We start from the raw sequence: 24,609 nt of genomic DNA, 5'->3' as shown, positions 1-24,609 counted from the left end.
GACTATTTATAAGTCACCTCTATAGTTTTTTCTATACTTCCTATGCCACCAACTTTTATTAAATAGTCATTATGAATAGCTTCACCCGTGCAGATAATTTCACTTGGATTATTCATGTAATAACCTTGTTCGCAACATATGGTTAGTTTTTCTTTAAAATCAAGTATGTTATGTTTCATTATGTATGCACATAATGCACCATTAGATGTGCCCGTAGCACTTTCTTCATCGATACCTACACTAGGACCGAAGTTTCTAGTTGCAACAGTGCTTTTAGAATTTTCAGTTTCTAAAGAGAAGGCATGAAGACCTACTAAATTTAAGTTATCTGTGTATTCTTTTAGGTCTTGAAAATCTGGATTTATTCTTTTTAGAGCATTTAGAGATTTAACTGGGAACATTATATCTTTAAGCCCAGTAGAAATTATCATAGGTTTTAATGCATGACCTTGGATTCCAGCATCTTCTACGGTTATTCCTAATATATCACAAAGTTCTTTTACATCATCAATATATGAATAGAACTTAGGATTAGTTTGAGTCATAAGCACATAGGCAATTTTTTCATTATCAAAATAAATTTCTATGTCTAAAATACCGGCAAGAGTTTTTTGTTTTAATTTTACTGGACTTGTACTTGGTTTGATAAAGCCTAATTTAGCTAAGGCATAGAAAGTGGCGATGGTAGCATGACCACATAAATCAACTTCTATTGAAGGAGTAAAAAATCTAACCTCATAGTCATAATTGTCACATTTTGATTTTATCACAAAGGCAGTTTCGGAAAGGTTTACTTCTTTTGCGATAACTGCCATGTCATTGGACGATAAGTCATCACAATCAATAACTACACCAGCCTTGTTTCCACCCATATCATTGTGAGTGAAGGCATTAACTATGTACACTGTTTTATTAAAGTTTGAATTCATTTTGTCACCTCGTTTATATATTAAAAATATAGCTATCTCAATTAAAGGATAGCTATATTAATTGGTATAAGATAAAATTAATTAGCTAGATACATTTCACCAACAACATTTATATCTCCAGCACCTAGGGTAATAATAAGATCTCCATCTTTGGCCTTTGATTGTAAGTGATTAACTATTTCTTCAAAGCTATGATAGTTTATTGCATCAACTCCTGTAAGTCTTATAGCATCGCCTAACTTTACTGAGTTAACAATTCCAGTATCTTTTTCACGAGCAGCGTATATATCTGCTAATAATAAATGATTTACTCCATTGAAGGTTTTTACAAAGTCATCAAAAAGAGTTATAGTTCGAGTGTAGGTATGAGGTTGAAACACCACGTATAAATCTTTGTGAGGATAATTTTTACAAGCATTAAGAGTAGCTTGAATTTCTGTTGGATGATGAGCATAGTCATCTATTACAGTAACACCATTTTTAGAACCCTTAAATTCAAATCTTCTATGAGTTCCTCCAAAATTAGATAATCCTTTAATTATAGATTCATTAGAAATGTTAAGGGCTAAGGATGTACATATAGCAGCTAAAGAGTTAAGTACATTATGTTCTCCAGGCACATTTAAGACTATAGAAAATAACATATGGTCATTTTTATATAAATCATAAGAACCGCAACCAAGAGAGTTATAAGTAATATTTTTAGCTCTATACTCACCATTATTTATTCCATAAGTCATTATAGTACATTTATGATTATCTAATATATCAGAAACGTTACTATCATCACTATTGCATACAAGGAAACCATCCTTTGGTATGATATCTATAAATTTATTAAAAGTATCTTTTATGTGATTTATATCCTTATAAAAATCTAAATGGTCTGCATCTACATTTAATATAATTCCTATATAAGGATGAAATTTTAAGAAAGATCCTTTATACTCACAAGCTTCGGTAACAAAGTAATCACTATTTCCAGCAAGAACATTACCCTCTATAACATCTAATTCTCCACCTACTAATATGGTAGGATCCACTTGTTCTTCAATTACAATGTGGGCAAGCATTGAAGTTGTGGTTGTTTTGCCATGAGTACCAGCAACAGCTACATTATATTTATGGCCAAGCATAATTCTGCCTAAGAATTCAGCTCTATCCATCATAGGAATCTTTAGTTCAATGGCCTTTTCAAACTCAGGATTATCCTCACTGATAGCAGCAGTGTATACTACTAAATCTGAATCTTGTATGTTATCTGCACTGTGTCCCATATATATATTTGCACCTTTATTTCTAAGTTTTTCAACCATATTTGAATTTTTCATATCTGAACCAGATACAGTATATCCGTTTTTAAGTAGAATCTCAGCAAGACCACTCATACTAATGCCACCAATACCAATAAAGTGAACTTTTTTATTTTTATCTTGTAAAAAATCAAAACTCATATAATAACAACTCCTATATAAAATATAATACTACATTCATGAATTTGTATATTAAAACATAGTTATAGATCAACCTAATAACCATTGTATGTGTATAAAAATAAATGAATACCTAATATAAATTATATACAAAAATCTATATAAAAAACACATATATTTTAGAAAGCTTCGTAAATTATATATCTATAGGAAAAATGAATGAAAATATCCAAAAAATTTAAAAGAAAATTCAGAAAAAGGCTTTTCGGATAGAAATAAATATGTTAAAATAAAAACAAAGTTAGAGATGGTTTTTAAGTATAATAACTAATTATATTTATTAAGTATCTAAGTGGAAATAATAGATGTTCTCTAAGTGTATGTATATTTAATATCAATTACAATAACTACTAGGTCATAGGGCTAGTAGAAATTTTCTGGAGGAGTGTGTTAAAATGTTAACAATTGGTCTGAGAGAATATGTAAATTGGCAACTGAATATTAATGGTGAAGAAGAGGATAAAATGCTCAATACTTGTGAAGAGAATGATATCATGGGTATGGAGTTTGAATATTTATTGTGGCAATTTAGCTTGTAAATTGCCAAATCTATTTTAAAGTCCCTATAATAATCGTGAAAAAGTCCTTAGCTTAGACTAAGGACTTTTTTATTATGTAATTATGTTAAAAAATTGTGCTGTAAGTTTTGTAATTTGCAAAGAGTATTAACAATGGAGAATATGATTACTCCAGCCAAGTTAGAAGTGATATTATCTTTATCAAATCTAGGTGCCACTTCACATATATCAAAGGTTATAACCCTATTTGATTTTAAAATATGTTTAAGTAGTTTTATAACTATTTCAGGGTTTAGACCTAAGGTTTGTGTAGAACTAACCCCTGGTGCAAAAGAGGCAGAAAATACATCTGAGCAAATAGTTACATATATATAATCTTGATTTCTCATAAAGGTATTTAATTCTCTTAAAAGTTGCCAACCATCACTATATAGGATGTCTTTGGCGAGGGTGTATTGAACACCTAATTTTTTAGCGGTTTTAAATAGATCCACTGTATTGCTGTGTTGTTGTATCCCAATACAGAAATAGGAGAAATCCATATTTTTATCCTGACAAATATCAGAGATTTGTTTAAACATAGTTCCAGAACTTCCCTCGTTATTATATGGTCTAAGATCGAAGTGAGCATCAAAATTTATAATTCCAATTCGAGGTTTAGAAGATATTTTATCAAGATGAGATAGAGCCCCATTATAGTTTCCAAAGGCTGTCTCATGTCCTCCTCCTAGAACTATAGGAAAAATATTCAAATCAAGTAACTTAGACACGCAGTTGCTTAAAAGCTTTTGCCCTTCAGCAAGAGAAATGTCCTCAACTATGATATCTCCGGCATCAAAAATTTTTACCGATTGATTAAAAGTACAAGGTAGATTTGAAAGCTCTTTTCTGATGGATATAGGACCATTCATGGCGCCTATACGACCTTTATTTTTTTTAACACCTTCATGGCAGCAAAAGCCTAAAAGTGCAAAATTTAGTCCATCAAGAGGCTCAAGATCATCTCTTCGAAGATCAAGAGGTGTTATCCATTGATGCCACCTAAAGGCATCAAAATTATCGTCACTGTCTATTCTTCCTTGCCATAAGTTTTCGTTCATAGGTTCATAGTTTTTAATAAACATAAAATCACCCCACAAGTAACTTCTTAGTAGTATTATACGTTTTCAGTATAAGTCAAAGGAGATATATTATCAATGTTATATGTAAAATAGTAGTTATATTTTATTTGTTTTTGAATATACATATTTAAAGATAAAGAGATATGCAGTGAATTAAAAGTTATTGATAATAATTTTTAGTAATGAAATAAAAATAATATTGACAAATGAACGTATGTTCGATATCATATAAATATGAGAACAGATATGGGGGTTAAAGAATGGGAAACAAAGATTTATTCATTGAGTTAAAGTATAAGGCAGATGGGCAAGGACTTGAAGGTATAAATTTTTTAGAAGATGATAAAGAAATAGGTGGTCAGAAATACATGCTTTGTGGTGGAGTTTTAAATAAGAATGGAGGCAAACTTTTATTTAAAGCTAGAAATATACAAGAAGCTAATGAATTTACAAAAAGGAATCCTTTGACTTCGAAAATAGTGGTATGTAGTTGATAGATATTATAAAACAATATTGAAATTAAAGGCTATTTCAAAATGAAGATTTATTTAATCTTTATTTTGAAGTAGCTCTTTTTATTTACAATGAGGATATTTTTCGCTAATTAATCTGTGATTAACATAAAAGATGAATTTATATTGTTTTAAATAGTATATTAAAGAAAATAAAAAAAGTAATTGTAATATAGTAATAAAACAGATAGAATAAAGGTGAATAATAAAGGCAAAAATAAAGATAAAATTCGGAAAGGTATAGTTTGTATGGAGAAAATTAAGCATAAATTTAATAGAAACCAAAGGGTTATTGGTATAACAAAAGTTTTAACAGAAAATCCTAATAAGGTTATAACTTTAAATTTATTTACAGAGAAATTTAATGCAGCAAAATCTACTATTAGTGAAGATATTGTTATAGTTAGAGAAGTAATAGAAGGTTTATCCATGGGAAAGATAGAAACAGTAGCAGGTGCTGCAGGTGGAATAAGGTTTATAAATGAAAAATCAAATGAAGATAGAAAACAGTTTTTAGAAGATTTGTGTGAAGCACTAAGACAGCAATCTAGAGTTGTTCCGGGTAATTTTCTATATATAACAGATATAGCATATAATCCAAGTATTATTCAAAATTCAGCAATAATATTAGCTAGTAAATTTAAAGATATGAACGTGGATTATGTAGTTACAATAGAAACTAAAGGTATTCCATTAGGTTATGAGGTTGCAAAACAATTAGGAGTTCAGCTTGTTACAGTACGTCATGATACTAAGTATACAGAAGGTACTACAGTAAGCATAAATTATGCTTCTGGTTCAAGCAATAGACTTCAAACTATGACATTATCAACAAAGTCTATGAAAAGAAGTAGCAGATGTGTATTTGTAGATGACTTTATGAGAGGTGGAGGAACTGCAAAGGGAATTAAAGAGCTTTTAAGTGAATTTGATAGTGAATTATTAGGTAGTGGTTTTTTAATAGATAATGTAGAAGTTAAGGATAAGCTGGTAGATGATTATATTTCATTAGTAAATTTTTATGGTATTGGAGAAGATGGAATTGCGATTGTTAGTCCATCTAGTGAAAAAAACGAATAAGTTACAAAAAATATGGAAAATGTTTCGACAAATAGAAGGATTTACAATGCATTAGTAGAATAATACATGAAAGCACATCTTGGAGGTGGAATTTCATGATAATTACAGACGTTAGAATTAGAAAAATTACCACAGAAGGAAAAATGAAAGCTATAGTATCTATAACTTTAGATAATGAATTCGTGGTTCATGACATCAAGATAATTGAGGGTCAAAGTGGTAATTTTATAGCTATGCCTAGTAGAAGAACTCCTGATGGAGAATTTAAGGATATAGCTCACCCAATTAATACAGAAACAAGAGAGAAAATTCAAAAATCTATACTTGACGAGTATGAAAAAGTAAAAAATGAAGAGCAAGTAGAAGATGAAATAGTCTAATTATAAAAAGGAGCGTAGCACTCCTTTTTATTTTGTGTATCGTTAATAGTATATCGTTAATATATATTTTCATCCGATGACTATCAGCTCTAATACTCCCATCTTCTTTAAAGTGGGAGTAAAGAGCTGATATGTCCCTGGATAACGATTTACCCTAAAGGACAACGAATTCTAAGTATCGAAAATACTGATACTAAGAATTCTGTTAGTAACCTTTAGCGGGAGTAAAATTCCCTCTAAAGCAAAGAACTCTGTTAATGTAAAAAATATACTTTGGTTGAAAAAGTGTAACAGTTTCAATATAATAGTATAGAAGTAGTATATAATAATAATAAATATGATAGATTAATATTGAAAATTTAATAAATATTAGTTTTAAATTATTATAGAATAATTTATCAGGAAAGACTAATTACATTTTAAATGAAGAGGTGTATGAATTGTATAAATGTGCTATAATCCTTGCTGCTGGCGAAGGTAAAAGAATGAAATCTAATACTCCTAAGGTTCTACACAAAGTTTGTGGAAAAGAAATGATAAACCATGTTATAGATAATATAAGAAAGTCCGGGGTAGAAGAAGTAAGTGTGGTTATTGGAAAAGGTGCTGATAAAGTTAGAAAAGGCACTGAAAGTAGAAATATTTTCTACTCAGTTCAAGAAGAACAATTAGGTACTGGGCATGCAGTAATGTGTGCAGAAGAATTTTTAAAAGGTAAAAAAGGTTCAGTAGCTATATTTGTTGGAGATGGGCCTCTAATAACAGAAGAAACAGTTACAAAACTTACTAAATATCATGAAGAACAAAAATGTAGTGCTACAATATTGACATCTATAATGAGTGACCCTCTAAAGTATGGAAGAATAATTAGAAATTCTCAAGGAGAAGTAGAGAAAATTGTAGAGTTTAAGGATTGTAATGAAGAAGAAGTAAAAGTTAATGAAATTAACTCAGGGATGTATTGTTTTGATATAGACATATTATTAAATACTTTAGGTAAACTTAATAATAATAATAATCAAGGTGAGTACTATTTAACAGATGTAATAGAAATATTAAAAAATGAAGGTAAGAAAGTTGGAGCTATTGCTGTTGATGTAGAAGAAATTACAGCAGTAAATTCAAAGGCAGAGCTTTCTGTTGCTAATGATATAATGAGAAGTAGAATAAATAGAAACCATATGGATAATGGCGTTATAATTATGGATCCTAGAAGCACCTATATAGAGTGTGATGTAATTATAGGTCAAGATACGGTTGTATATCCAGGGAATATTATAGAAGGAACTACGGTAGTCGGTGAAAATTGTGTATTATACTCAAATAACAGAATAACTAATAGTATAATTGGTGATGATGTAACTGTAGAAAATTCTGTAGTATTAAACAGTAAGATTGGAAATAATACTACAGTTGGACCTTTTGCGTATATAAGACCAGAAACAACTATAGGTGATAATGCAAGGATAGGTGATTTTGTTGAAATTAAAAAATCATCAATAGGTGACGGAACTAAGGTATCTCACTTAACTTACATAGGAGATGCAGAAGTGGGAGAAAAATGTAATTTTGGGTGTGGAACTGTTGTAGTAAATTATGATGGAAAAGCAAAATACAAAACTACAATTGGAAACAATGTATTTATAGGATGTAATACTAATTTAGTATCACCAGTTGAGGTAGAAAGTAATACTTATATTGCAGCTGGATCAACAATAACCGAGAAAATACCAGAGGGCTCTTTAGCTATAGCAAGAGCTAGGCAAATAAATAAAGAGAACTGGGTATATGATAAAAATAAAAATAAATAAAATTTTAGGAGGACTACATAAATGATAAGCCATGGAAGAAACATTAAAATCTTTGCAGGAAACTCATATCCAGAATTAGCTGCTGATATTGCAAACCGCTTAGGGCTTTCTGTTGGAGAAAGTCAAGTTACTACTTTTAGTGATGGTGAGATTGCAGTAAATATTGGAGAAACTGTTAGAGGACTGGATGTATTTGTTATACAGCCAACTAGTGCCCCAGTAAACAATAATTTAATGGAACTTTTAATTATGATTGATGCACTTAAGAGAGCATCAGCAGGAAGAATAACGGCGGTTATTCCTTACTATGGATATGCACGTCAAGACAGAAAGGCAAAGGCAAGAGATCCAATTACAGCAAAATTAGTTGCTGATTTAATTACAGCAGCAGGAGCAGATAGAGTTTTAACTATGGACTTACATGCAGCTCAAATACAAGGATATTTCAATATTCCAGTTGATAATTTAGTGGGTTCACCAATACTAAGTGATTACTTTATAGAAAAAGGATTTAAAGATTGTGATGATGTAGTTGTAGTTTCACCAGATCTTGGTAGTGTTACAAGAGCAAGAAAGTTTGCTGATAAATTAAATGCTCCAATAGCTATTATAGATAAGAGAAGACCAAAGGCTAATGTAGCTGAAGTTATGAATATAATCGGTGAAGTAAAAGGTAAAAAGGTTATACTAATAGATGATATGATAGACACAGCTGGAACTATTTGTAATGGTGCTAATGCTTTAGTTAAAATGGGTGCTACTGAAGTATATGCTTGTTGTTCACATGCTGTACTTTCTGGTCCAGCCATAGAAAGGCTAGAAGCATCAGTGATAAAAGAGTTAGTTATGCTTGATAGTATTCATTTACCACAAGAAAAAATGCTTGATAAGATAAAAATATTATCTATAGCTCCGTTGTTTGCAGAAGCTATTAGAAGAATATATGAAGAAGTTTCTGTAAGCAAGCTTTTTGATGAATAATATTAAACATTATATGTATTCATAATAAGTTTGGACAGTAATTCGGTTTTATTTAGGGGAGGAAGTTTTTCTTCCCCTATTTTTAGTATAAAAAGGAATGTTTTAACCATAACTTTATAAATATTTTGTTAAAAATATTAATTTTAATGAGAAAATACTTGGACTTAAAGTTATTGTTATATAATATTATAAAAGATATTATGTAGAAATTATATTCGTAAATTAAATAAAATATCTTAAGTATTTAGGAGGGATATCAATGGAAGGTAATTTAGGAAAGATATTAGTTGTTGATGATGATAAAAATATATGTGAAGTAATAAAGATGTATTTGGAGAATTCAGGATACCATGTTAAGGTGGCCAATGATGGAAGAGAGGCTCAAGAAGCATTTACTAGTTATAAACCTGATTTAGTGCTTTTAGATGTTATGTTACCATACCTGGATGGCATAGATGTGCTAAAGTGGATAAGAAGGGATAATGAAACACCAGTTATAATGATAACTGCAAAAGGAGAAACTTTTGATAAAGTTTTAGGACTTGAGCTTGGAGCAGATGATTATATAGTAAAACCTTTTGAACCTAAGGAACTTATGGCTAGAGTTAAGGCTGTTCTAAGAAGATATACTGCAGAGGGTGATAGTAAAGAAACGTTAACCTTTGATAATTTAGTTATAGATATAAATTCATATAATGTAACATACATGGGACAGGAAATTAAAATGCCACCTAAAGAGTTTGAATTATTACACTTCTTAGCAAGTAATAAAAATAGAGTATTTACAAGAGAACAACTGCTTTGTGAAGTGTGGGGATATGATTATCCAGGAGATTCAAGAACTGTAGATGTTCATGTTAAGAGATTAAGAGAAAAAGTATCAGGAGGAGATAACTGGCAGTTAGAAACTGTTTGGGGAGTTGGATATAAATTTGAGGTGAAATAGATGGTGAAAAATAGCTTATTTTCTAAAATGGTTGTTACTTACACCATTATAATTACAGTAAGTTTTACTATTTTAGCTGCATTTCTTTCCTTTTGGTTTCAAGATTATTTTATAAAGACGAGACAAAGTGATCTTACTAGACAGGCAGATATAATTGAAGGTATTGCAACAAAATATTTAACTGGGGCATCATCATATGAAGATTTAACTACAAATATAAAGTTTATATCAACATATATAAATGATGATATAGTTCTCGTAGATAGTAATGGATATGTTTATTCAGTTACTAACATTAAATATACTCCACTCATAGGGAAACAGATTTTTCATGATGATTTGGAAAATATAAATAATAGTGATTATATAGATGCTTTTAATGAGTATGGAGTTTATATGGATGAGAAAGTATACGTTATGATGAAAGTTGTAAAAGATGCTAAAGGGCAATCTATGGGAGCCACTTTATTTAGTGTATCAACAGATATTTTAGATAAATCACTTTCTAATGTTTATCAAATTATTTGGTTATCTGCAGTTTTCGCTGTAATTGCTTCTTGTATCGTAATTTATTATTTTTCTCAAAAGATGATAGTTAATCCACTATCAGAAATGAGTGGGGTTGCAAGAAAAATAGCTCAAGGAGATGTAGATAAAAGAGTTGAAATTCATTCTGATGATGAAATGGAGGAGTTTGCAAATGCATTTAATGTTATGGCAGACTCGCTACAAAAGGTAGAACAAAATAGAAAAGAGTTTATTTCAAATGTTTCTCATGAGTTAAGATCTCCAATGACATCTATAAAAGGATTTATAGGTGGAATTTTAGATGGAGTAGTTCCTGATGAAAAGCATAAGTATTATCTAAATATAGCCTATGAAGAAATACAAAGATTAACAAGACTCATAAATGATTTACTTGATTTATCAGCAGTGGAATCGGGTACTTATAAGCTGGAGAAGGTACCTGTGGACATTAATGAAATAGTGAGAATATGCATATTGAGAAATGAAAATAGAATAAGAAATAAAAATTTGGATGTACAGGTATTTTTTGAAGGAAGTGAACTCTGGGTACTTACAGATGGAGATAAAATAACACAAGTTATAACTAATCTTTTAGATAATGCTATTAAATATGGAAAAGAAGATGGATTGATACAAATATCCTGTAGAAAAAAAGGTAAGAAGGCTAATATATCAATTTTTAATGAGGGATCTAATATAGATGAAGAAGATATTAAACATATCTGGGAAAGATTCTATAAAGTTGATAAATCAAGAACACAAAAAGTGAGTACAGGATTAGGGCTCTCTATAGTTAAAAAGATTGTTAGCTTACATGATGAAGAAATATGGGCGTGTAATAAAGAAAATGGAGTTGAATTTATATTTACTTTACAATTAGCAAAGAAGAGTATGTAATAATCTTAAGGAGCTAAGAGGAAGGAGGCTATTATGAGCAATTTTAATGATGATTATAAGGATGTTAAAGCAAAAATAACCTTTAACAAAATTAAGAAAAGACGTAAAGGTAAAATTGTTGCAATTACTATATTTTGCTTATTTGTAGCCTCCTTAGGTGGGGCTGTTACAGCTTTAGTGGTAAATACTGAAAACGAAAATTATTATGTTCAAGGTAATAATAAAGACGCAGAAGTTAATACCACTAATTCAAAGCTTCAATCAGCTGCTCACAAAGCAGCCCAATCTGTTGTTTCAGTTATTAAGGTTATTGCAGATGATAAGTGTATAAAAGAAACTAATGTAGGAGTAGGCGTTGTCATAGAAAATGGACAATATGTTATAACTAGCTATTTAGGTATTGAGGATGCAACCAGTGTTAAAGTGAAGTTACACAATGACATTGTATATAATGCATCTATAATAGGATTTGATAGTATTTATGATATTGCTATGATTAAAATAAATGGAGATGCATTACAACCTATGACTATAGCTAAAAATTCTACTAAGATTGAAAAGGGTGATAGAGTTATTAGTGTAGGAAATCCTCTAGGTAAATCTTTTAATGAAAATATAGAGGTAAGTACGGTGTTAAATACTAGAGAAAATATAGTATTTAAAAATAGAGAAACTAAAGTAGCTGAGTCTTTAAGAATGATAAAGACTTCAGTTATTCCTAAGTTTATCAATACTGGAGCAGCTTTATGTAACTTGGATGGAGAACTTATAGGAGTAAATAATACTACTATGACATATCACAATGAATTTTTAAAAAATAGTTTTTATATTTCCGCAGAGGATCTAGAGCCTATTACCTATGGAATTTTAGATAAGCAAGATTCTCTTATTAACCATATGGGAGTTTATGGCGAAGAGGCTATTTCCCAAAGTGAAAATGGTATTGATGGAGTATATGCAAAGGAAGTTACAAGAAATGGTTTAGCTTATGAAGCTGGAATTAGACCAACAGATATAATTGTTGAAGTGAATGGTATGAAAGTTAATACTGTCAGTGACATAAATTCTATAATGAGTAAATTTAAAAGTGGAGAGATAATAAAATATAAAGTATTCAAAAATGGTGATTATGTTGACTTTAAAATAAAGATTTCAGAGTAATATATAAAAAGTAGCATTTAGGGATGCTACTTTTATTTTATTTTAGGTAAAACTTCTAGTATAATAGTCAAAGAAGATTATTTTTATGTTAAGAGATATTATGTTATAGAATATATTGGAGGTAATTATGTATTTAGTTGTGGGATTAGGAAATCCGGGAGATAGGTATGATAAAACAAGACATAATGTAGGGTTTGATGTAGTTGATATGTGTGAAAAAAAGTATAACTTTAGTATAAATAGGACAAAATTTAAAGGAGTATACGGTGAGAGTAGTATAGCCAATGAAAAGGTTATATTTTTAAAACCTCAAACTTATATGAATTTAAGTGGAGAAAGCGTTAGAAGTATAATAGACTTTTATAAAATACCAGTAGAAAATATTATAGTTATATACGATGATATTAGTCTAGAAGTTGGAAGACTTAGAATAAAGGGAAAAGGAAGTGCAGGCGGTCACAATGGTATTAAGAATATAATTTCTCATTTAGGTACTGATAGTTTTTCGAGGATTAAAGTTGGAATTGGAGAGCCAACCTATGACTTAGTTGAGTTTGTTACAGGAAGATTCTCTAATGAAGATAGAGAGATTATTGAAAAATCTTTTGAGGCAGCAGTGGATGCAGTATCAGTGATCATAAATGAAGGAATTAATCAAGCTATGAATAAATTTAATTCTTTTAATGTAGGAAAGTAGTAAATAGTTTAAGAGGTGATATTTTGAGACTAAAAGGAGTAATGACACCTTTAAAGTTAAGTAGTGAATATAGAGATATAAAGAGATATATAAATGAGGAAAAGTTTCCATTAGGCATACATGGTCTTTCGGAATCTGGTAAGAGCTACTTGCTATATGGTGTTTATGAAGATATAGAAAAAAGTATGCTAGTGCTAACTCATAATGACATGGAAGCTAAAAACATATATGAAGATCTTAGCTTTTATTGTAATGATGTATATTATTTTCCTACGAGGGAGATAACTTTTTACAATGTAGAAGCTGTATCAGGGGACTTGAGATGGGAGAGGCTGAAAGTATTAAACAAGATTCTTCATGAGGGGAAATGTATTGTTGTAACTTCTATCGAGGCTTTAGCAGCATCCTATGCTCCTGTAGAGCTATTCAAGAAATTTTCATTTGAAATTTCTTTAGAAAGTACGATAGACATAAGAGAGTTGAGTGAAAAACTTGTGCAATGTGGTTACGAAAGGTGTAGTGTTGTAGAAAACATAGGTCAATTTTCAGTTAGAGGGGGGATTATAGATGTTTATCCTCCTATTAGTAGCATGCCATTTAGGATTGAGCTTTTTGATGATGAAGTTGATTCCATAAGAACTTTTAATAAAGACAATCAAAGAAGTATAGATAAAGTAGATAAAGTAGAAATATTTCCAGCTAAAGAGATAATTCTTACAGAAGGGGTTATAAATCTTGCAAAAGAAGAAATTAGAAAGGAATTAGATGGAGCTATATCAAGATTTAACAAATCTAAAGATAAGGATGCTTTAGAAAGAATAAATTCTACGGTTAAGACAAATTTGGAGAGTCTAGAGGAAACTTGGACCTTTGAAACTATTGATAGCTATATTCCTTATTTTTATAAAAATAAAACTACATTTTTAGACTACTTTAAGGATAGTTTAGTTGTAGTGGATGATGTAAATAGGGCTATGGGTAAGTTGGATAGTGTATACTTTGAATTTGAAGAGAATTATGAAAATTTTCTAAGTAGAGGTAATATTTTACCGAAACAAGGAGAACTACTAATACCTAAAGAAATGATTGGAGAAATTTTAGAAGTGAGTAAAACTATAACTTTACAGAGTTTAGGAACTGCTTCTAATGCATTAAAACCAAGAAATTTAATAGCATTTTCTCAGATTACAATCCATGATTATCATGGACAGTTAGACATGCTTATTGAAGATATAATAGAGAAAAAGAAAAAAGGATATAGAACTTTAATTTTGTCTGGTACAAGAACAAGGGGAGAAAGATTAATTGACACTTTAAGAGATAGAGGGATAGAAGCTACTTATAAAGACCTAGTTTCTAGCATTCAGCAAGGGGAAGTAGTGGTGACCTTTGGAAGTTCTATTAAAGGATTTGAGTATCCTGATTTAAAGATATGTGTTATATCAGACTCCGAAGTTTTCGGTCAATCTAAGAGGAAAGCCACAAGAAGAACTACTAAAAAAGGTGCAGGAAAAATAAAAAGCTTTACTGATTTAAAGCTTGGTGATTATGTGGTACATGTGAACCATGGAGTTGGTGTATATAAGGGTATCAATCAATTAGATGTACAGGGAAATAAAAAAGATTATTTGGTTTTAGAATATAATTCAGGAGATACTTTATATGTCCCTGTAGAGCAATTAGATTTAGTACAAAAATATATTGGCAGTGAAGGCAAATCACCCAAAATAAATAAATTAGGTGGAAGTGAATGGGCAAAGGCTAGAAGTAAAGTAAAAAAATCTGTTGAAGATATTGCTGAAGATTTGGTTAAGCTTTATGCTATCAGAAATACTTTAAAAGGGCATAAATATGCCAAGGACACCCCTTGGCAAAGTCAGTTTGAAGGAGAATTTCCATATGAGGAAACCCCGGATCAGTTAACTGCAATTGAAGATATTAAAAAAGATATGGAAAGCGATAAACCTATGGATAGGCTTCTTTGTGGAGATGTTGGATATGGGAAAACAGAGGTTGCGCTTAGAGCTGCCTTTAAGTGTGTTATGGATGGAAAACAGGTAGCTATATTAGTACCCACTACAATACTAGCAGAGCAACACTATAAAAATATGTTAAAAAGGTTTTCAGATTTTCCTATTAAAATAGGAATGATTAGCAGATTTAGAACTGCGTCTCAAGTTAAAGAAACTTTAAATGCTCTAAGAGAAGGAAATTTAGATATTATAGTAGGTACTCATAAGTTGCTTCAAAAGAGTGTGGTATTTAAGGATCTAGGTTTATTAATTGTAGACGAAGAGCAAAGATTTGGGGTTAGTCACAAGGAGAAGATTAAGGAAATAAAGAAAAACATAGATGTATTAACTTTAAGTGCTACTCCTATTCCTAGAACCCTACACATGTCTTTAACAGGAGTAAGGGATATAAGTATAATAGAAACTCCTCCTGAAGAAAGATATCCTATTCAAACTTACGTTGTAGAATTTAATGATCAACTTATAAGAGATGCAATAATTAGGGAAATGAATAGGGGAGGACAAGTATTTTTTGTATATAATAGGGTTGAAACTATAAGTGATATGGCAACATATTTGCAAAAGTTGGTCCCAGAAGCTAGAGTTGCTATAGGTCATGGTCAGATGACCGAAAGAGAATTGGAAAAGGTAATTATAGATTTTGTAGATAAAAAATACGATATACTTTTAAGTACAACTATAGTAGAGACTGGTATAGACATTCAGAATGCAAATACTATGATAATAGCAAATGCGGATAAGATGGGATTATCTCAACTATATCAATTAAGGGGAAGAGTAGGGAGAACCAATAGAATAGCATATGCTTACTTTACTTATACTAAGGATAAGGTTTTAACAGAGGTTGCAGAAAAAAGATTAAAGGCAATAAAAGACTTTACAGAATTAGGCTCAGGATTAAAGATAGCTATGAGAGATTTAGAAATAAGAGGTGCAGGGAATATAATGGGAGCAGCTCAATGTGGTCATATGTCTGCTGTTGGATATGACTTATATTGCAGAATGCTTGAAGATGCAGTAAGTATTGTAAAAGGTGAAGTAGATAAGGAACCTATTGAAACTACAGTAGATATGAAAATTGATGCATATATTCCTAGTAACTATATACAGGATGAAACTCAAAAAATTCAAGTATATAAAAAGATTGCATCTATTGAATCCTATGAGCATATGTTAGAGGTTATTGAGGAGATTGAAGATAGATACTCTAATATTCCAGAAAGTGTTTATAATTTAATGAATATAGCGTATTTAAAGGCAATTGCTAGAGAAATTGGGGTTTTAGAGATAAAGGATACTGGAATTCAAGTACAGATAACCTTTAAAGACAAGTCATACTTAACTTCTGAAATGGTAAAATATATACTAGACAATTATAAGAGACAAATCACATTTAAAATGGGAGATGTTCCAGTTCTAGTGTATAAGAGTAAGGATATTAATAAAAAGGAGCTATTAGATATACTTATAAATATTATTAAGGATTTATCAACAATGAGTAAATAGATTTAGCTACTATTTATTTAATAGTATTTTTATGGTAAAATTGAATAGCAATAATAACTAAAAAAAACCGAATGGAGGATAATAAATTGATAAAATTAAAGAAGATTTTAGCTGGTCTAATGGCTTCTACACTAATGCTTTCAGCAGTGGGGTGTGGAATGATAGAAAAAACAGAGGCAGGTATTAATAAGACAGTAGTTGCTAAGGTTTATAAAGAAAAGATAACCTTAGGAGAAGTGGACAGTAGGTTAAGTACGGTTTATGAGCAAGTAAAGGCTCAATACGGAGAAAATTATAAAGAAAATTCAGAGGCTATGGAATATATAAAGAAGCAAAGATTGAGTATACTAGATACTATGGTTAATGATATTGTCATAAAAAATAATGGTGAAAAGCTTGGAGTAGTGCCTTCTGATGAAGAAGTTCAGACTAAGGCTAAAGAGAAACTTGATGAGATAAAGAAATCCTTTAAAACTGATGAAGAGTATAAAAGTGCTCTTAAAACAGCTGGAGTTACAGAAGAGAGCTTCTTAGAAGAATTAAAACCTGCAGTAATATCTAATGCTGTATATGAAGAGGTAGTTAAAGATGTTACTGTTACAGATGATGAAATAAAGACTTACTATGATAGTAATCCAAATTCATATACTGAAAGTCCTAATAAAGTTAGGCCAGCACACATACTAGTTAAGACAGAAGACGAAGCTAAAGACATAATTGCAAGATTAGATAAAGGTGAAGATTTTGCTAAGCTTGCTACTGAAAAAGGTACAGATGCTACAAAGGACAAAGGTGGAGACTTAGATTGGATTGAATATACTAGCAATCAGTATGATAAAACTTTCTTAATGGCAGCTATAAGTCTTAAGAAAGGGGAATATACTAAGGCTCCTATATCAACTCAATTTGGATTTCATGTTATAAAGTGCTTAGATAAAGAAGAGTATCCTGTTAAGCCTTTAGAAGATGTTAAAGGAGCGATTAAGGATGTTCTATTAGAACAAAATAAATATAATGTGTGGGTAGAAAAAGTAACTGCTTGGCAAGAAGAAGCTAAAATAAAATTATATGAAGATAAACTAAGTTAATAATTGGTAAAAAGAGATTGATGTCATATTTGGCATTAATCTTTTTTTTATTTTTTATTAATGAAAAAATTTCTAGGATGTATAAAATTTGCGTTAAGAAGGATAATAATAGCATTAATACTATTTACATAAATAAGGAGGATATTTAATGAAAGCTACAGGAATAGTAAGAAGAATAGATGACTTAGGTCGTGTTGTAATACCAAAAGAAATTAGAAGGACATTAAGAATTAGAGAAGGAGATCCGCTGGAAATATTTACAGATAGAGAAGGGGGAGTTATATTAAAAAAATATTCACCAATAGAAGAATTGAGTGAGTTTTCTAAGGAATATAGTGAAGCGCTACATCAAACTATTGGTAATATAGTGATAATCTGTGATAAAGACTCAATCATATCTGTAAGTGGTGGGACAAAGAAAGATTATTTAGATAAAAAGATTAGTAATGAAGTAGATAAAATTATGGAAATGCGTAAGGCTACTCTTCTAGATAAAAACTCTCAGGGACTAATACCTATATGTGATGGAGAGACAGCAGATGAATATACAACACAAGTTGTAGCACCAATAATTGCAGAGGGAGATACTGTAGGTACAGTAATTATAGTTTCAAAAGAAAATGTAAAGTTCGGAGAACTAGAGTTAAAGCTTGCGGAAACAGCAGCTTCATTCTTAGGAAAACAAATGGAACAGTAAATGTTAAAAAGCATAAATATCTATACGATAAAATTAAATAAAGAGTATAATATGTAATTATTGCCATAGGATTGATATTAATCACATCTTATGGCAATTTTTTTATTGTTAGATAAGTTAAAGTTAATTGATATTAGGTATATATTATATGCATTAAGTAATAAAATGTTTCTCATCAAAATACTTATTAACTATACAAAGTATTTTAGGAGGAAGTATGAAAAAACAATCGCTTTTAAAAGGAACTATGATTTTAGGAATAGCTACTATTTTTGCACGATTTTTAGGTTTGTTTTTTAGAATACCAATACAAGGATTAATTGGTGACCAAGGGATGGGATATTATCAGATGTCGTACCCTATATATATGACTTTTGTAGCAATAGCATCGGGAGTACCTATTGCTATGTCAAAATTAATATCAGAGTATAATGCGCGCAACGATACCAATGCTGTTAAACAGGTACTTAAGGATACTCTTAAAATAATGATTCCACTTGGGATAATAATATCATTTTTAATGTTGTACTTTGGAGATAATATTATAAATATCTTAAGGTGGGATAATAAGTCATATCAATCCTTTATGATTATATCCTCAGCACCTATATTTGTATGTATTATGTGTACATTTAAAGGATATTTCCAGGGACTTCAGAATATGAATAATACTGCAATATCTCAAATTATAGAACAGATAGGTAGGGTGGTTTTTGGCGTTATATGTGCATATTTATTACTTCCTAAAGGAATTGAATATGCAGCAGCAGGAGCTGCATTTGGAACGGTAGCTGGAGGATTGCTGGGAAGCATTTACTTGGTAATAAAATATTTATTTGTTAGATCAAAGTCTTATAAATTAAAAGTGAAAAGGAGTAATAAAATACTATCAAACTTAGTACAAGCAGCATTTCCTATATCTGTAGGAGCTGCAGTTGGAACGATTATGGCTTTAATTGATTCTATAATAGTACCTCAAAGACTCTTGTTAGCAGGTTATACTATTCAAGAAAGTGCCATATTATATGGTCAATTTACAGGTAAGGCTATGACTCTTCAAAATATCCCACTGGCACTTTCTATTGCTCTATGTTCAGCTTTAGTACCTATAATATCAGAGGTATATTCTATGCATAATCAAAATGAATTATACAGAAGGGTAAACATGGTATTTAAGTTATCTTTTGTTATAGGTATTCCAAGTGCATTAGGGTTATTTTATCTTTCAAAACCTATTATGGGATTAGTGTTTATGGGGGATGTAGCAGGGCATGAAATACTTAAACTATTATCTTTATCAATACCATTAATTATAATAACACAGACTACTACATCGCTTTTACAAAGTTGTGGTAGATATATGAAACCGGTATATTATCTTGCTATAGGGTGTCTATTTAAGGTAATCATTACCTATGTTTTAGTAAGTAACTCTAGATTTAATATATATGGTGCAATAATTGGAAGTATAGTTGGATATGCAGTAACTAGCATTTTAAACTTGAAAGAGGTTAAAAAACTGCTCAAAGTAAAGATAAACCTATATGAAGTAGTTATAAAACCTTTATTTGTGTCATTAATTATGATAATATCTGTTGTTTTTATATATAATAATGTCTATAATTATACACAGAGTAATGGAATATCTTGCTTAATAGCTATTTTCCTTGGTGTGGTAATATTTGGAATACTATCGATTGTATTTAAAATATTTACCATTGAAGATATAAAGGGAAAGCTCATTAAAAACTAAAAGAGGAGTAGATTCAAATGATTACAGTGGTTGGTTTAGGACCTGGTTCTAAAGATGCTTTAACCATAGGTGTACTAGAAATTTTGAAAAGTAATAAAAATATATACTTTAGAACAGAAAAACATCCTAATGTTAAATACTTAGAATCTATGGGTGTAAAGTTTAATACCTATGATAATTTTTATGAAGAATATAATAATTTTGACCATATATACAAGGCAATTGCAGAGGATCTTATAAAAATTTATCAGCAAGAAGGAGACTTAGTATATGCAGTTCCAGGTCATCCCTTAGTTGCAGAAAAATCTGTAACTATATTATTAGAACTCTGCAAGGAGAATGGAATAGAAGCTAGATTAATGCCATCAGTAAGCTTTGTAGATGCAGTTATAGAGAGCTTAAGGATTGATCCAATAGAAGGGGTAAAAATAATAGATGCCTTTGATATAAGGGAACAGGTTATGGATAAGAGATTAGGAGTAATAATAACCCAGGTGTATAACAAATTTATTGCTTCTGAAGTGAAGTTAGCTCTATGTGAATATTATAGTGATGATAGTGATATATACTTTGTAAGAGCAGCAGGCATACAAGGAGAAGAAAGTATAAGAAAAATTAAACTATATGATTTAGATAGACAAGAGGATATTGATTATTTAACTTCCATATATATTCCTAAAGATCTTAAAGGTCCTAAAGATTTTAAGGATTTAATTAATGTGATGTCTACTCTTAGGAGTGAAAATGGATGTATGTGGGACTTAGAACAAACTCATGAATCTTTAAAAAGAGGTTTAATTGAGGAATGTTATGAAGTTATTGAAGCTATAGACGAAATGGACGATAATAAACTTATTGAGGAGTTAGGAGATGTACTTTTTCAAGTAATATTCCACGCTCAAATTGGTAAGGAGGAGGGTTATTTCAACATAAATGATGTAGTAGAAGCTATAACTGAAAAAATGATAAGTAGGCATCCACATATATTTTCAGATGTAAGAGTTAAAGATACAGATGAAATATTGGAGAACTGGGATGAAATTAAAGTTAAAGAAAAGAAATTTACTAGCTATACCGATGAATTAAAACATGTTCCACGTTGTATGCCCGGACTTATTAGAGCAGAAAAGGTTCAAAAAAAGGCTGGTAAGGTAGGGTTTGACTGGGATGACGTAGAACCAGCTATGGAGAAAGTTATAGAAGAATTACAAGAGATAAAAGATGTATATAAAAATTCAGATGTGTCAAAAATACAGGAAGAGGTAGGAGATTTAATCTTTGCCACAGTAAATATTGCAAGACTTCTTGACATTGACCCAGAATTTGCAGTAAATTATACTATAGATAAATTTATAAAACGCTTCCAATTTATTGAGGAATCTGGCATTAAAAAGGGTATTGACATGAAGGAAATGACATTAGAAGAAATGGAAACCCTTTGGAGTGAATCTAAAAAGTATAATTTATCAACAAAAAGATAAATTTTTTCAAGAAAAAGAAGGATTCTAGGTAACTTGTAAGAATATTGTAAGTATTATTTTATGTAATTAAAATATAAATTACGTAAAATTAACATTAAGGAGGTACTATTGTGAACAAATCAGAATTAATAGCAAAAATGGCTGAAAAGTCAGGACTAACAAAAAAAGATAACGAGGCGGTATTAAAAGCATTTATAGAGAGTGTTGAAGAGGCTCTTGAAGGTGGAGAGAAAGTTCAACTAGTTGGATTTGGTACTTTTGAAACTAGAGAAAGAGCTGCTAGAGTAGGAAGAAACCCAAGAACAAAAGAAGAAATACAAATACCAGCATCTAAAGTTCCTGTTTTCAAAGTTGGAAAAGAATTTAAAGACATAGTAAATAAATAATTACTTGAAAAAGCCTAGAAATGTTCTGGGTTTTTTCTTCTATTCAAAGGGATACAGGATAAAGTATAATTTCATTAAAATTTTTATATAGTTTAAGGAGGCAACTATGAGATTAGATAAATATTTAAAGGTTTCTAGAATAATTAAAAGAAGAACTGTTGCTAAAGATGTATGTGAAAATGGTAGAGTATCCATAAATGGAAAAGTAGCAAAACCAAGTACTACTATAAAAGAAGATGATATAATAGAAATTCAATTTGCAAATCAATTATTAAAAGCAAGAATTATAAATATTGCTAATCATGTTAATAAAGAAGAGGCTAAGAATATGTATGAAATAATCAGTGGGGAAGAGGATAAGGAATAAATAGTAGCATAAAATATTTTTAAATGAATATATCTTTATAGAAAGCTAATATGTTTTTAGGTTTAAGGGGGATATTATGGAACCAAATAAAGATATGTCGGTAGAAAATAAAAAGAGTTTTATTGCGTTAGAAAATAGAAAAAAGATGACTTTAGATGGAGTTTTAGAAATACTAAGCTTCAATGATGAACAGATACTTATAATAACTGTGTTGGGAGATATGGATATCAGAGGTGAAGAATTAAAGATGACCAAGCTAGATGTTCAAAATGGAGATGTGGTAATAACAGGGAAAATATCTTATGTAGTATATACAAGTGAAGAAAAGAGACCAAAGAAGCGAAATAGTATTATTTCTAAAATATTTAGGTGATTGAGTTATGATATTTGATATGGGTAGGCAAATAGCATTGTTTATATTCTCCTTACTTAGTGGAATGCTAGTTGGTATTTTCTTTGATGTATATAGAGTAATAAGAGGTTTTGAAGAGCCGGGGACTATCACAACAGCAATACAGGATATGCTATTCTGGATATTAACTGGCATTATAGTATTTATTTTTATGATGTATACAAACTATGCTTACATGAGCTTTAATGTGTTTGTATATAATTTAATTGGATTATTTATATACTTTAAACTATTTAGTAATATATTTATATTAGCATACGGAAGCATATTAAATGCCATATTAACGTTTTTTAGAGTAATATTTTATTATATATTCTATCCTATAAGAATTATTTTCAGCAAAATAACAAAAAAAATATAAAATTTATAATATTAAGGGTTGAAGAAAATAAAAATTCAAATTACAATATAGCTATAGGTTAATTTGACTACTTGAAAATAAAACCTATGACATGTTACTATTTGTAATAAGGAAGGAAAATCGATATGAAGAAATTCAGCATAAAAAAGATAGGTCTTTTACTTATAGCTCTTTACGTAGGCTTTACATTTATAAATCAACAAATAATAATGTTTAGACAACATAAAGATATTGATAACTATACTTCGGAGTTACAAGCAGCACAAGAAAAGAATCAAAAGTTACAGGATGAGATTAAACTATCACAAGATAGTCGGTATATAGAAAAACTTGCAAGGGAAAAGCTTGGGTTAATTAAAGAAGGAGAATCTCCTGTAATAGACAGTAAATAAAGTGAAAATTACTATGACTAATTATTATTAGTTATAGTATATATAAATTTAAATTATAAATTTAAGGAGGGTCTTTTCAATATGACCTTAAAGGCTGGAAGCATTATAGAAGGTAAAGTAGTTAATATCACAAACTTTGGTGCATTTGTTGAAGTGGAAGGGAAAACAGGCTTAGTTCATATATCGGAAGTATCTGATGTATTTGTTAAGAATGTACATGATCATTTAAAAGAAAATGATGTGGTTAAAGTTAAAGTCATTTCTGTAGATGATAATGGTAAGATGAGCTTATCCATAAAGCAAGCTGGTACACCAAAAAAATCTTTTAAACCCGTAGATATAGATTGGGAAAAGGAAAAATCTAAAACTACAAGTTCAGGAAGTTTTGAAGACAGGATGTCAAAATTCTTAAAAGATAGTGAAGAAAGATTTCAAGATCTTAAAAAACACCAAGATGGTGGAAAAGGTAGAGGATATAGCAGAAAAGGATATAATTAAGCTTTATACCGAAAGGATTAAAGAGTGCTTTTTAAGCACTCTTATTTATTTTAATGTCAGTTAAATTAAACCCTAGCTTTTTTTACATTTAGTTATAATAAGTGAAGAAGAAATAAATAAAAAATATAAAAAACTATATAAATACTGTTGACATAGTTAATAATATACCATATAATAAATATTGTCGCTGAAAGGTGATGACACAAATGCTGGAGTGGCGGAACTGGCAGACGCACAGGACTTAAAATCCTGCGGTGGTTAAACACCGTACCGGTTCGATTCCGGTCTTCAGCACCAAATAACGCGGGGTGGAGCAGTTGGCAGCTCGTCGGGCTCATAACCCGAAGGTCGTAGGTTCAAGTCCTGCCCCCGCAACCATGTGGCGGAATAGCTCAGCTGGCTAGAGCATTCGGTTCATACCCGAAGGGTCGTAGGTTCAAGTCCTATTTCCGCTACCATATTTTTAAAATAAGTAAATTGCCAAGTAATATGCTGGAGTGGCGGAACTGGCAGACGCACAGGACTTAAAATCCTGCGGTGGTTAAACACCGTACCGGTTCGATTCCGGTCTTCAGCACCAA

24 protein-coding genes and 4 tRNA genes are annotated in these 24,609 nt (G+C 30.3%); 25 read left to right on the top strand and 3 right to left on the bottom strand.

Translation table 11 applies throughout. The features are described 5' to 3' along the window. Positions 1-2: 2 nt before the first annotated feature. A complete protein-coding gene (locus tag ACTNBA_RS13650) occupies positions 3-929 on the bottom strand; it encodes a PhzF family phenazine biosynthesis protein (protein WP_441074740.1) in 927 nt (308 codons plus the stop codon). A 77-nt stretch (positions 930-1,006) separates the two neighbouring features. Further along, positions 1,007-2,383 carry a UDP-N-acetylmuramate--L-alanine ligase gene (gene murC / locus ACTNBA_RS13645; protein WP_441074738.1) on the bottom strand — a complete coding sequence of 459 codons (1,377 nt, stop codon included), beginning with the start codon at positions 2,381-2,383 and terminating at the stop codon, positions 1,007-1,009. 434 nt (positions 2,384-2,817) lie between these two features. On the opposite strand from murC, the gene ACTNBA_RS13640 reads away from it, so the two are divergent. After that, positions 2,818-2,961: a hypothetical protein gene (locus tag ACTNBA_RS13640; protein ID WP_156964321.1), complete on the top strand. Its 144-nt coding sequence runs from the start codon at positions 2,818-2,820 to the stop codon at positions 2,959-2,961. Positions 2,962-3,041: 80 nt separating this feature from the next. On the opposite strand, the gene hutG is transcribed toward ACTNBA_RS13640, so the two are convergent. Next, positions 3,042-4,064 (bottom strand): formimidoylglutamase, encoded by a 1,023-nt coding sequence (hutG, locus tag ACTNBA_RS13635; RefSeq protein ID WP_441074737.1) that lies wholly within the window; start codon positions 4,062-4,064, stop codon positions 3,042-3,044. 257 nt (positions 4,065-4,321) lie between these two features. On the opposite strand from hutG, the gene ACTNBA_RS13630 reads away from it, so the two are divergent. The 24 genes from ACTNBA_RS13630 (at position 4,322) to ACTNBA_RS13515 (ending at position 24,608) form a co-directional block, all read left to right on the top strand. Continuing rightward, positions 4,322-4,555, top strand: coding sequence for a hypothetical protein (locus ACTNBA_RS13630; RefSeq protein ID WP_150844620.1), 234 nt, complete (start codon positions 4,322-4,324; stop codon positions 4,553-4,555). 267 nt (positions 4,556-4,822) lie between these two features. Beyond that, on the top strand, positions 4,823-5,653 hold the full coding sequence (gene purR / locus ACTNBA_RS13625) for a pur operon repressor (RefSeq protein WP_035132520.1): 831 nt from the start codon (positions 4,823-4,825) through the stop codon (positions 5,651-5,653). A gap of 95 nt (positions 5,654-5,748) precedes the next feature. Further along, on the top strand, positions 5,749-6,033 hold the full coding sequence (spoVG, locus tag ACTNBA_RS13620; RefSeq protein ID WP_035132518.1) for a septation regulator SpoVG: 285 nt from the start codon (positions 5,749-5,751) through the stop codon (positions 6,031-6,033). 440 nt (positions 6,034-6,473) lie between these two features. After that, complete coding sequence (gene glmU / locus ACTNBA_RS13615) at positions 6,474-7,844, top strand: bifunctional UDP-N-acetylglucosamine diphosphorylase/glucosamine-1-phosphate N-acetyltransferase GlmU (RefSeq protein WP_441074736.1); 1,371 nt, start codon at positions 6,474-6,476, stop codon at positions 7,842-7,844. Positions 7,845-7,865: 21 nt separating this feature from the next. Beyond that, entirely contained in the window at positions 7,866-8,825 is a 960-nt protein-coding gene (locus ACTNBA_RS13610) for a ribose-phosphate diphosphokinase (protein WP_035132514.1), read from the top strand. A gap of 259 nt (positions 8,826-9,084) precedes the next feature. Then, a complete protein-coding gene (locus tag ACTNBA_RS13605; RefSeq protein WP_346870894.1) occupies positions 9,085-9,771 on the top strand; it encodes a response regulator in 687 nt (228 codons plus the stop codon). A 3-nt stretch (positions 9,772-9,774) separates the two neighbouring features. Further along, the gene (locus ACTNBA_RS13600; RefSeq protein WP_441074829.1) at positions 9,775-11,196 is read left to right on the top strand and encodes a HAMP domain-containing sensor histidine kinase; all 1,422 of its coding nucleotides are present in this window, start codon (positions 9,775-9,777) and stop codon (positions 11,194-11,196) included. A gap of 33 nt (positions 11,197-11,229) precedes the next feature. Next, complete coding sequence (locus ACTNBA_RS13595) at positions 11,230-12,357, top strand: S1C family serine protease (RefSeq protein ID WP_441074734.1); 1,128 nt, start codon at positions 11,230-11,232, stop codon at positions 12,355-12,357. Between the two features lie 127 nt (positions 12,358-12,484). Continuing rightward, the gene (gene pth, locus ACTNBA_RS13590) at positions 12,485-13,054 is read left to right on the top strand and encodes an aminoacyl-tRNA hydrolase (RefSeq protein ID WP_441074732.1); all 570 of its coding nucleotides are present in this window, start codon (positions 12,485-12,487) and stop codon (positions 13,052-13,054) included. Between the two features lie 23 nt (positions 13,055-13,077). Continuing rightward, on the top strand, positions 13,078-16,593 hold the full coding sequence (gene mfd / locus ACTNBA_RS13585; RefSeq protein ID WP_441074730.1) for a transcription-repair coupling factor: 3,516 nt from the start codon (positions 13,078-13,080) through the stop codon (positions 16,591-16,593). A gap of 86 nt (positions 16,594-16,679) precedes the next feature. After that, positions 16,680-17,681, top strand: coding sequence for a peptidylprolyl isomerase (locus ACTNBA_RS13580; protein ID WP_441074728.1), 1,002 nt, complete (start codon positions 16,680-16,682; stop codon positions 17,679-17,681). Between the two features lie 148 nt (positions 17,682-17,829). Beyond that, entirely contained in the window at positions 17,830-18,378 is a 549-nt protein-coding gene (gene spoVT / locus ACTNBA_RS13575) for a stage V sporulation protein T (RefSeq protein WP_035132504.1), read from the top strand. 217 nt (positions 18,379-18,595) lie between these two features. Continuing rightward, on the top strand, positions 18,596-20,131 hold the full coding sequence (locus tag ACTNBA_RS13570) for a putative polysaccharide biosynthesis protein (protein WP_441074727.1): 1,536 nt from the start codon (positions 18,596-18,598) through the stop codon (positions 20,129-20,131). Between the two features lie 17 nt (positions 20,132-20,148). After that, complete coding sequence (gene yabN / locus ACTNBA_RS13565) at positions 20,149-21,612, top strand: bifunctional methyltransferase/pyrophosphohydrolase YabN (RefSeq protein ID WP_441074725.1); 1,464 nt, start codon at positions 20,149-20,151, stop codon at positions 21,610-21,612. 110 nt (positions 21,613-21,722) lie between these two features. Next, entirely contained in the window at positions 21,723-21,998 is a 276-nt protein-coding gene (gene hbs / locus ACTNBA_RS13560; protein WP_035132498.1) for a non-specific DNA-binding protein Hbs, read from the top strand. A gap of 106 nt (positions 21,999-22,104) precedes the next feature. Beyond that, positions 22,105-22,365: an RNA-binding S4 domain-containing protein gene (locus ACTNBA_RS13555; protein WP_346848845.1), complete on the top strand. Its 261-nt coding sequence runs from the start codon at positions 22,105-22,107 to the stop codon at positions 22,363-22,365. Positions 22,366-22,441: 76 nt separating this feature from the next. After that, a complete protein-coding gene (yabP, locus tag ACTNBA_RS13550) occupies positions 22,442-22,738 on the top strand; it encodes a sporulation protein YabP (protein ID WP_441074724.1) in 297 nt (98 codons plus the stop codon). 7 nt (positions 22,739-22,745) lie between these two features. Then, on the top strand, positions 22,746-23,138 hold the full coding sequence (gene yabQ, locus ACTNBA_RS13545; RefSeq protein WP_441074722.1) for a spore cortex biosynthesis protein YabQ: 393 nt from the start codon (positions 22,746-22,748) through the stop codon (positions 23,136-23,138). Between the two features lie 125 nt (positions 23,139-23,263). After that, a complete protein-coding gene (locus ACTNBA_RS13540) occupies positions 23,264-23,530 on the top strand; it encodes an FtsB family cell division protein (RefSeq protein WP_035132490.1) in 267 nt (88 codons plus the stop codon). Between the two features lie 81 nt (positions 23,531-23,611). Then, positions 23,612-24,028, top strand: coding sequence for a S1 domain-containing RNA-binding protein (locus tag ACTNBA_RS13535; protein ID WP_035132487.1), 417 nt, complete (start codon positions 23,612-23,614; stop codon positions 24,026-24,028). A 208-nt stretch (positions 24,029-24,236) separates the two neighbouring features. Next, a tRNA-Leu gene (locus ACTNBA_RS13530) sits at positions 24,237-24,325 on the top strand. Positions 24,326-24,330: 5 nt separating this feature from the next. Next, a tRNA-Met gene (locus tag ACTNBA_RS13525) sits at positions 24,331-24,406 on the top strand. A 3-nt stretch (positions 24,407-24,409) separates the two neighbouring features. Continuing rightward, positions 24,410-24,486 (top strand) — tRNA-Met (locus ACTNBA_RS13520). Between the two features lie 33 nt (positions 24,487-24,519). Continuing rightward, positions 24,520-24,608 (top strand) — tRNA-Leu (locus tag ACTNBA_RS13515). Position 24,609 lies beyond the last annotated feature (1 nt).

The organism is Clostridium sulfidigenes, from assembly GCF_052067195.1.
GTDB classification, from domain to species: Bacteria; Bacillota; Clostridia; order Clostridiales; family Clostridiaceae; genus Clostridium_J; species Clostridium_J sulfidigenes.
The sequence above is the reverse complement of the archived record's forward strand: the minus strand, read 5'-3'. Positions and strand labels throughout refer to the sequence as shown.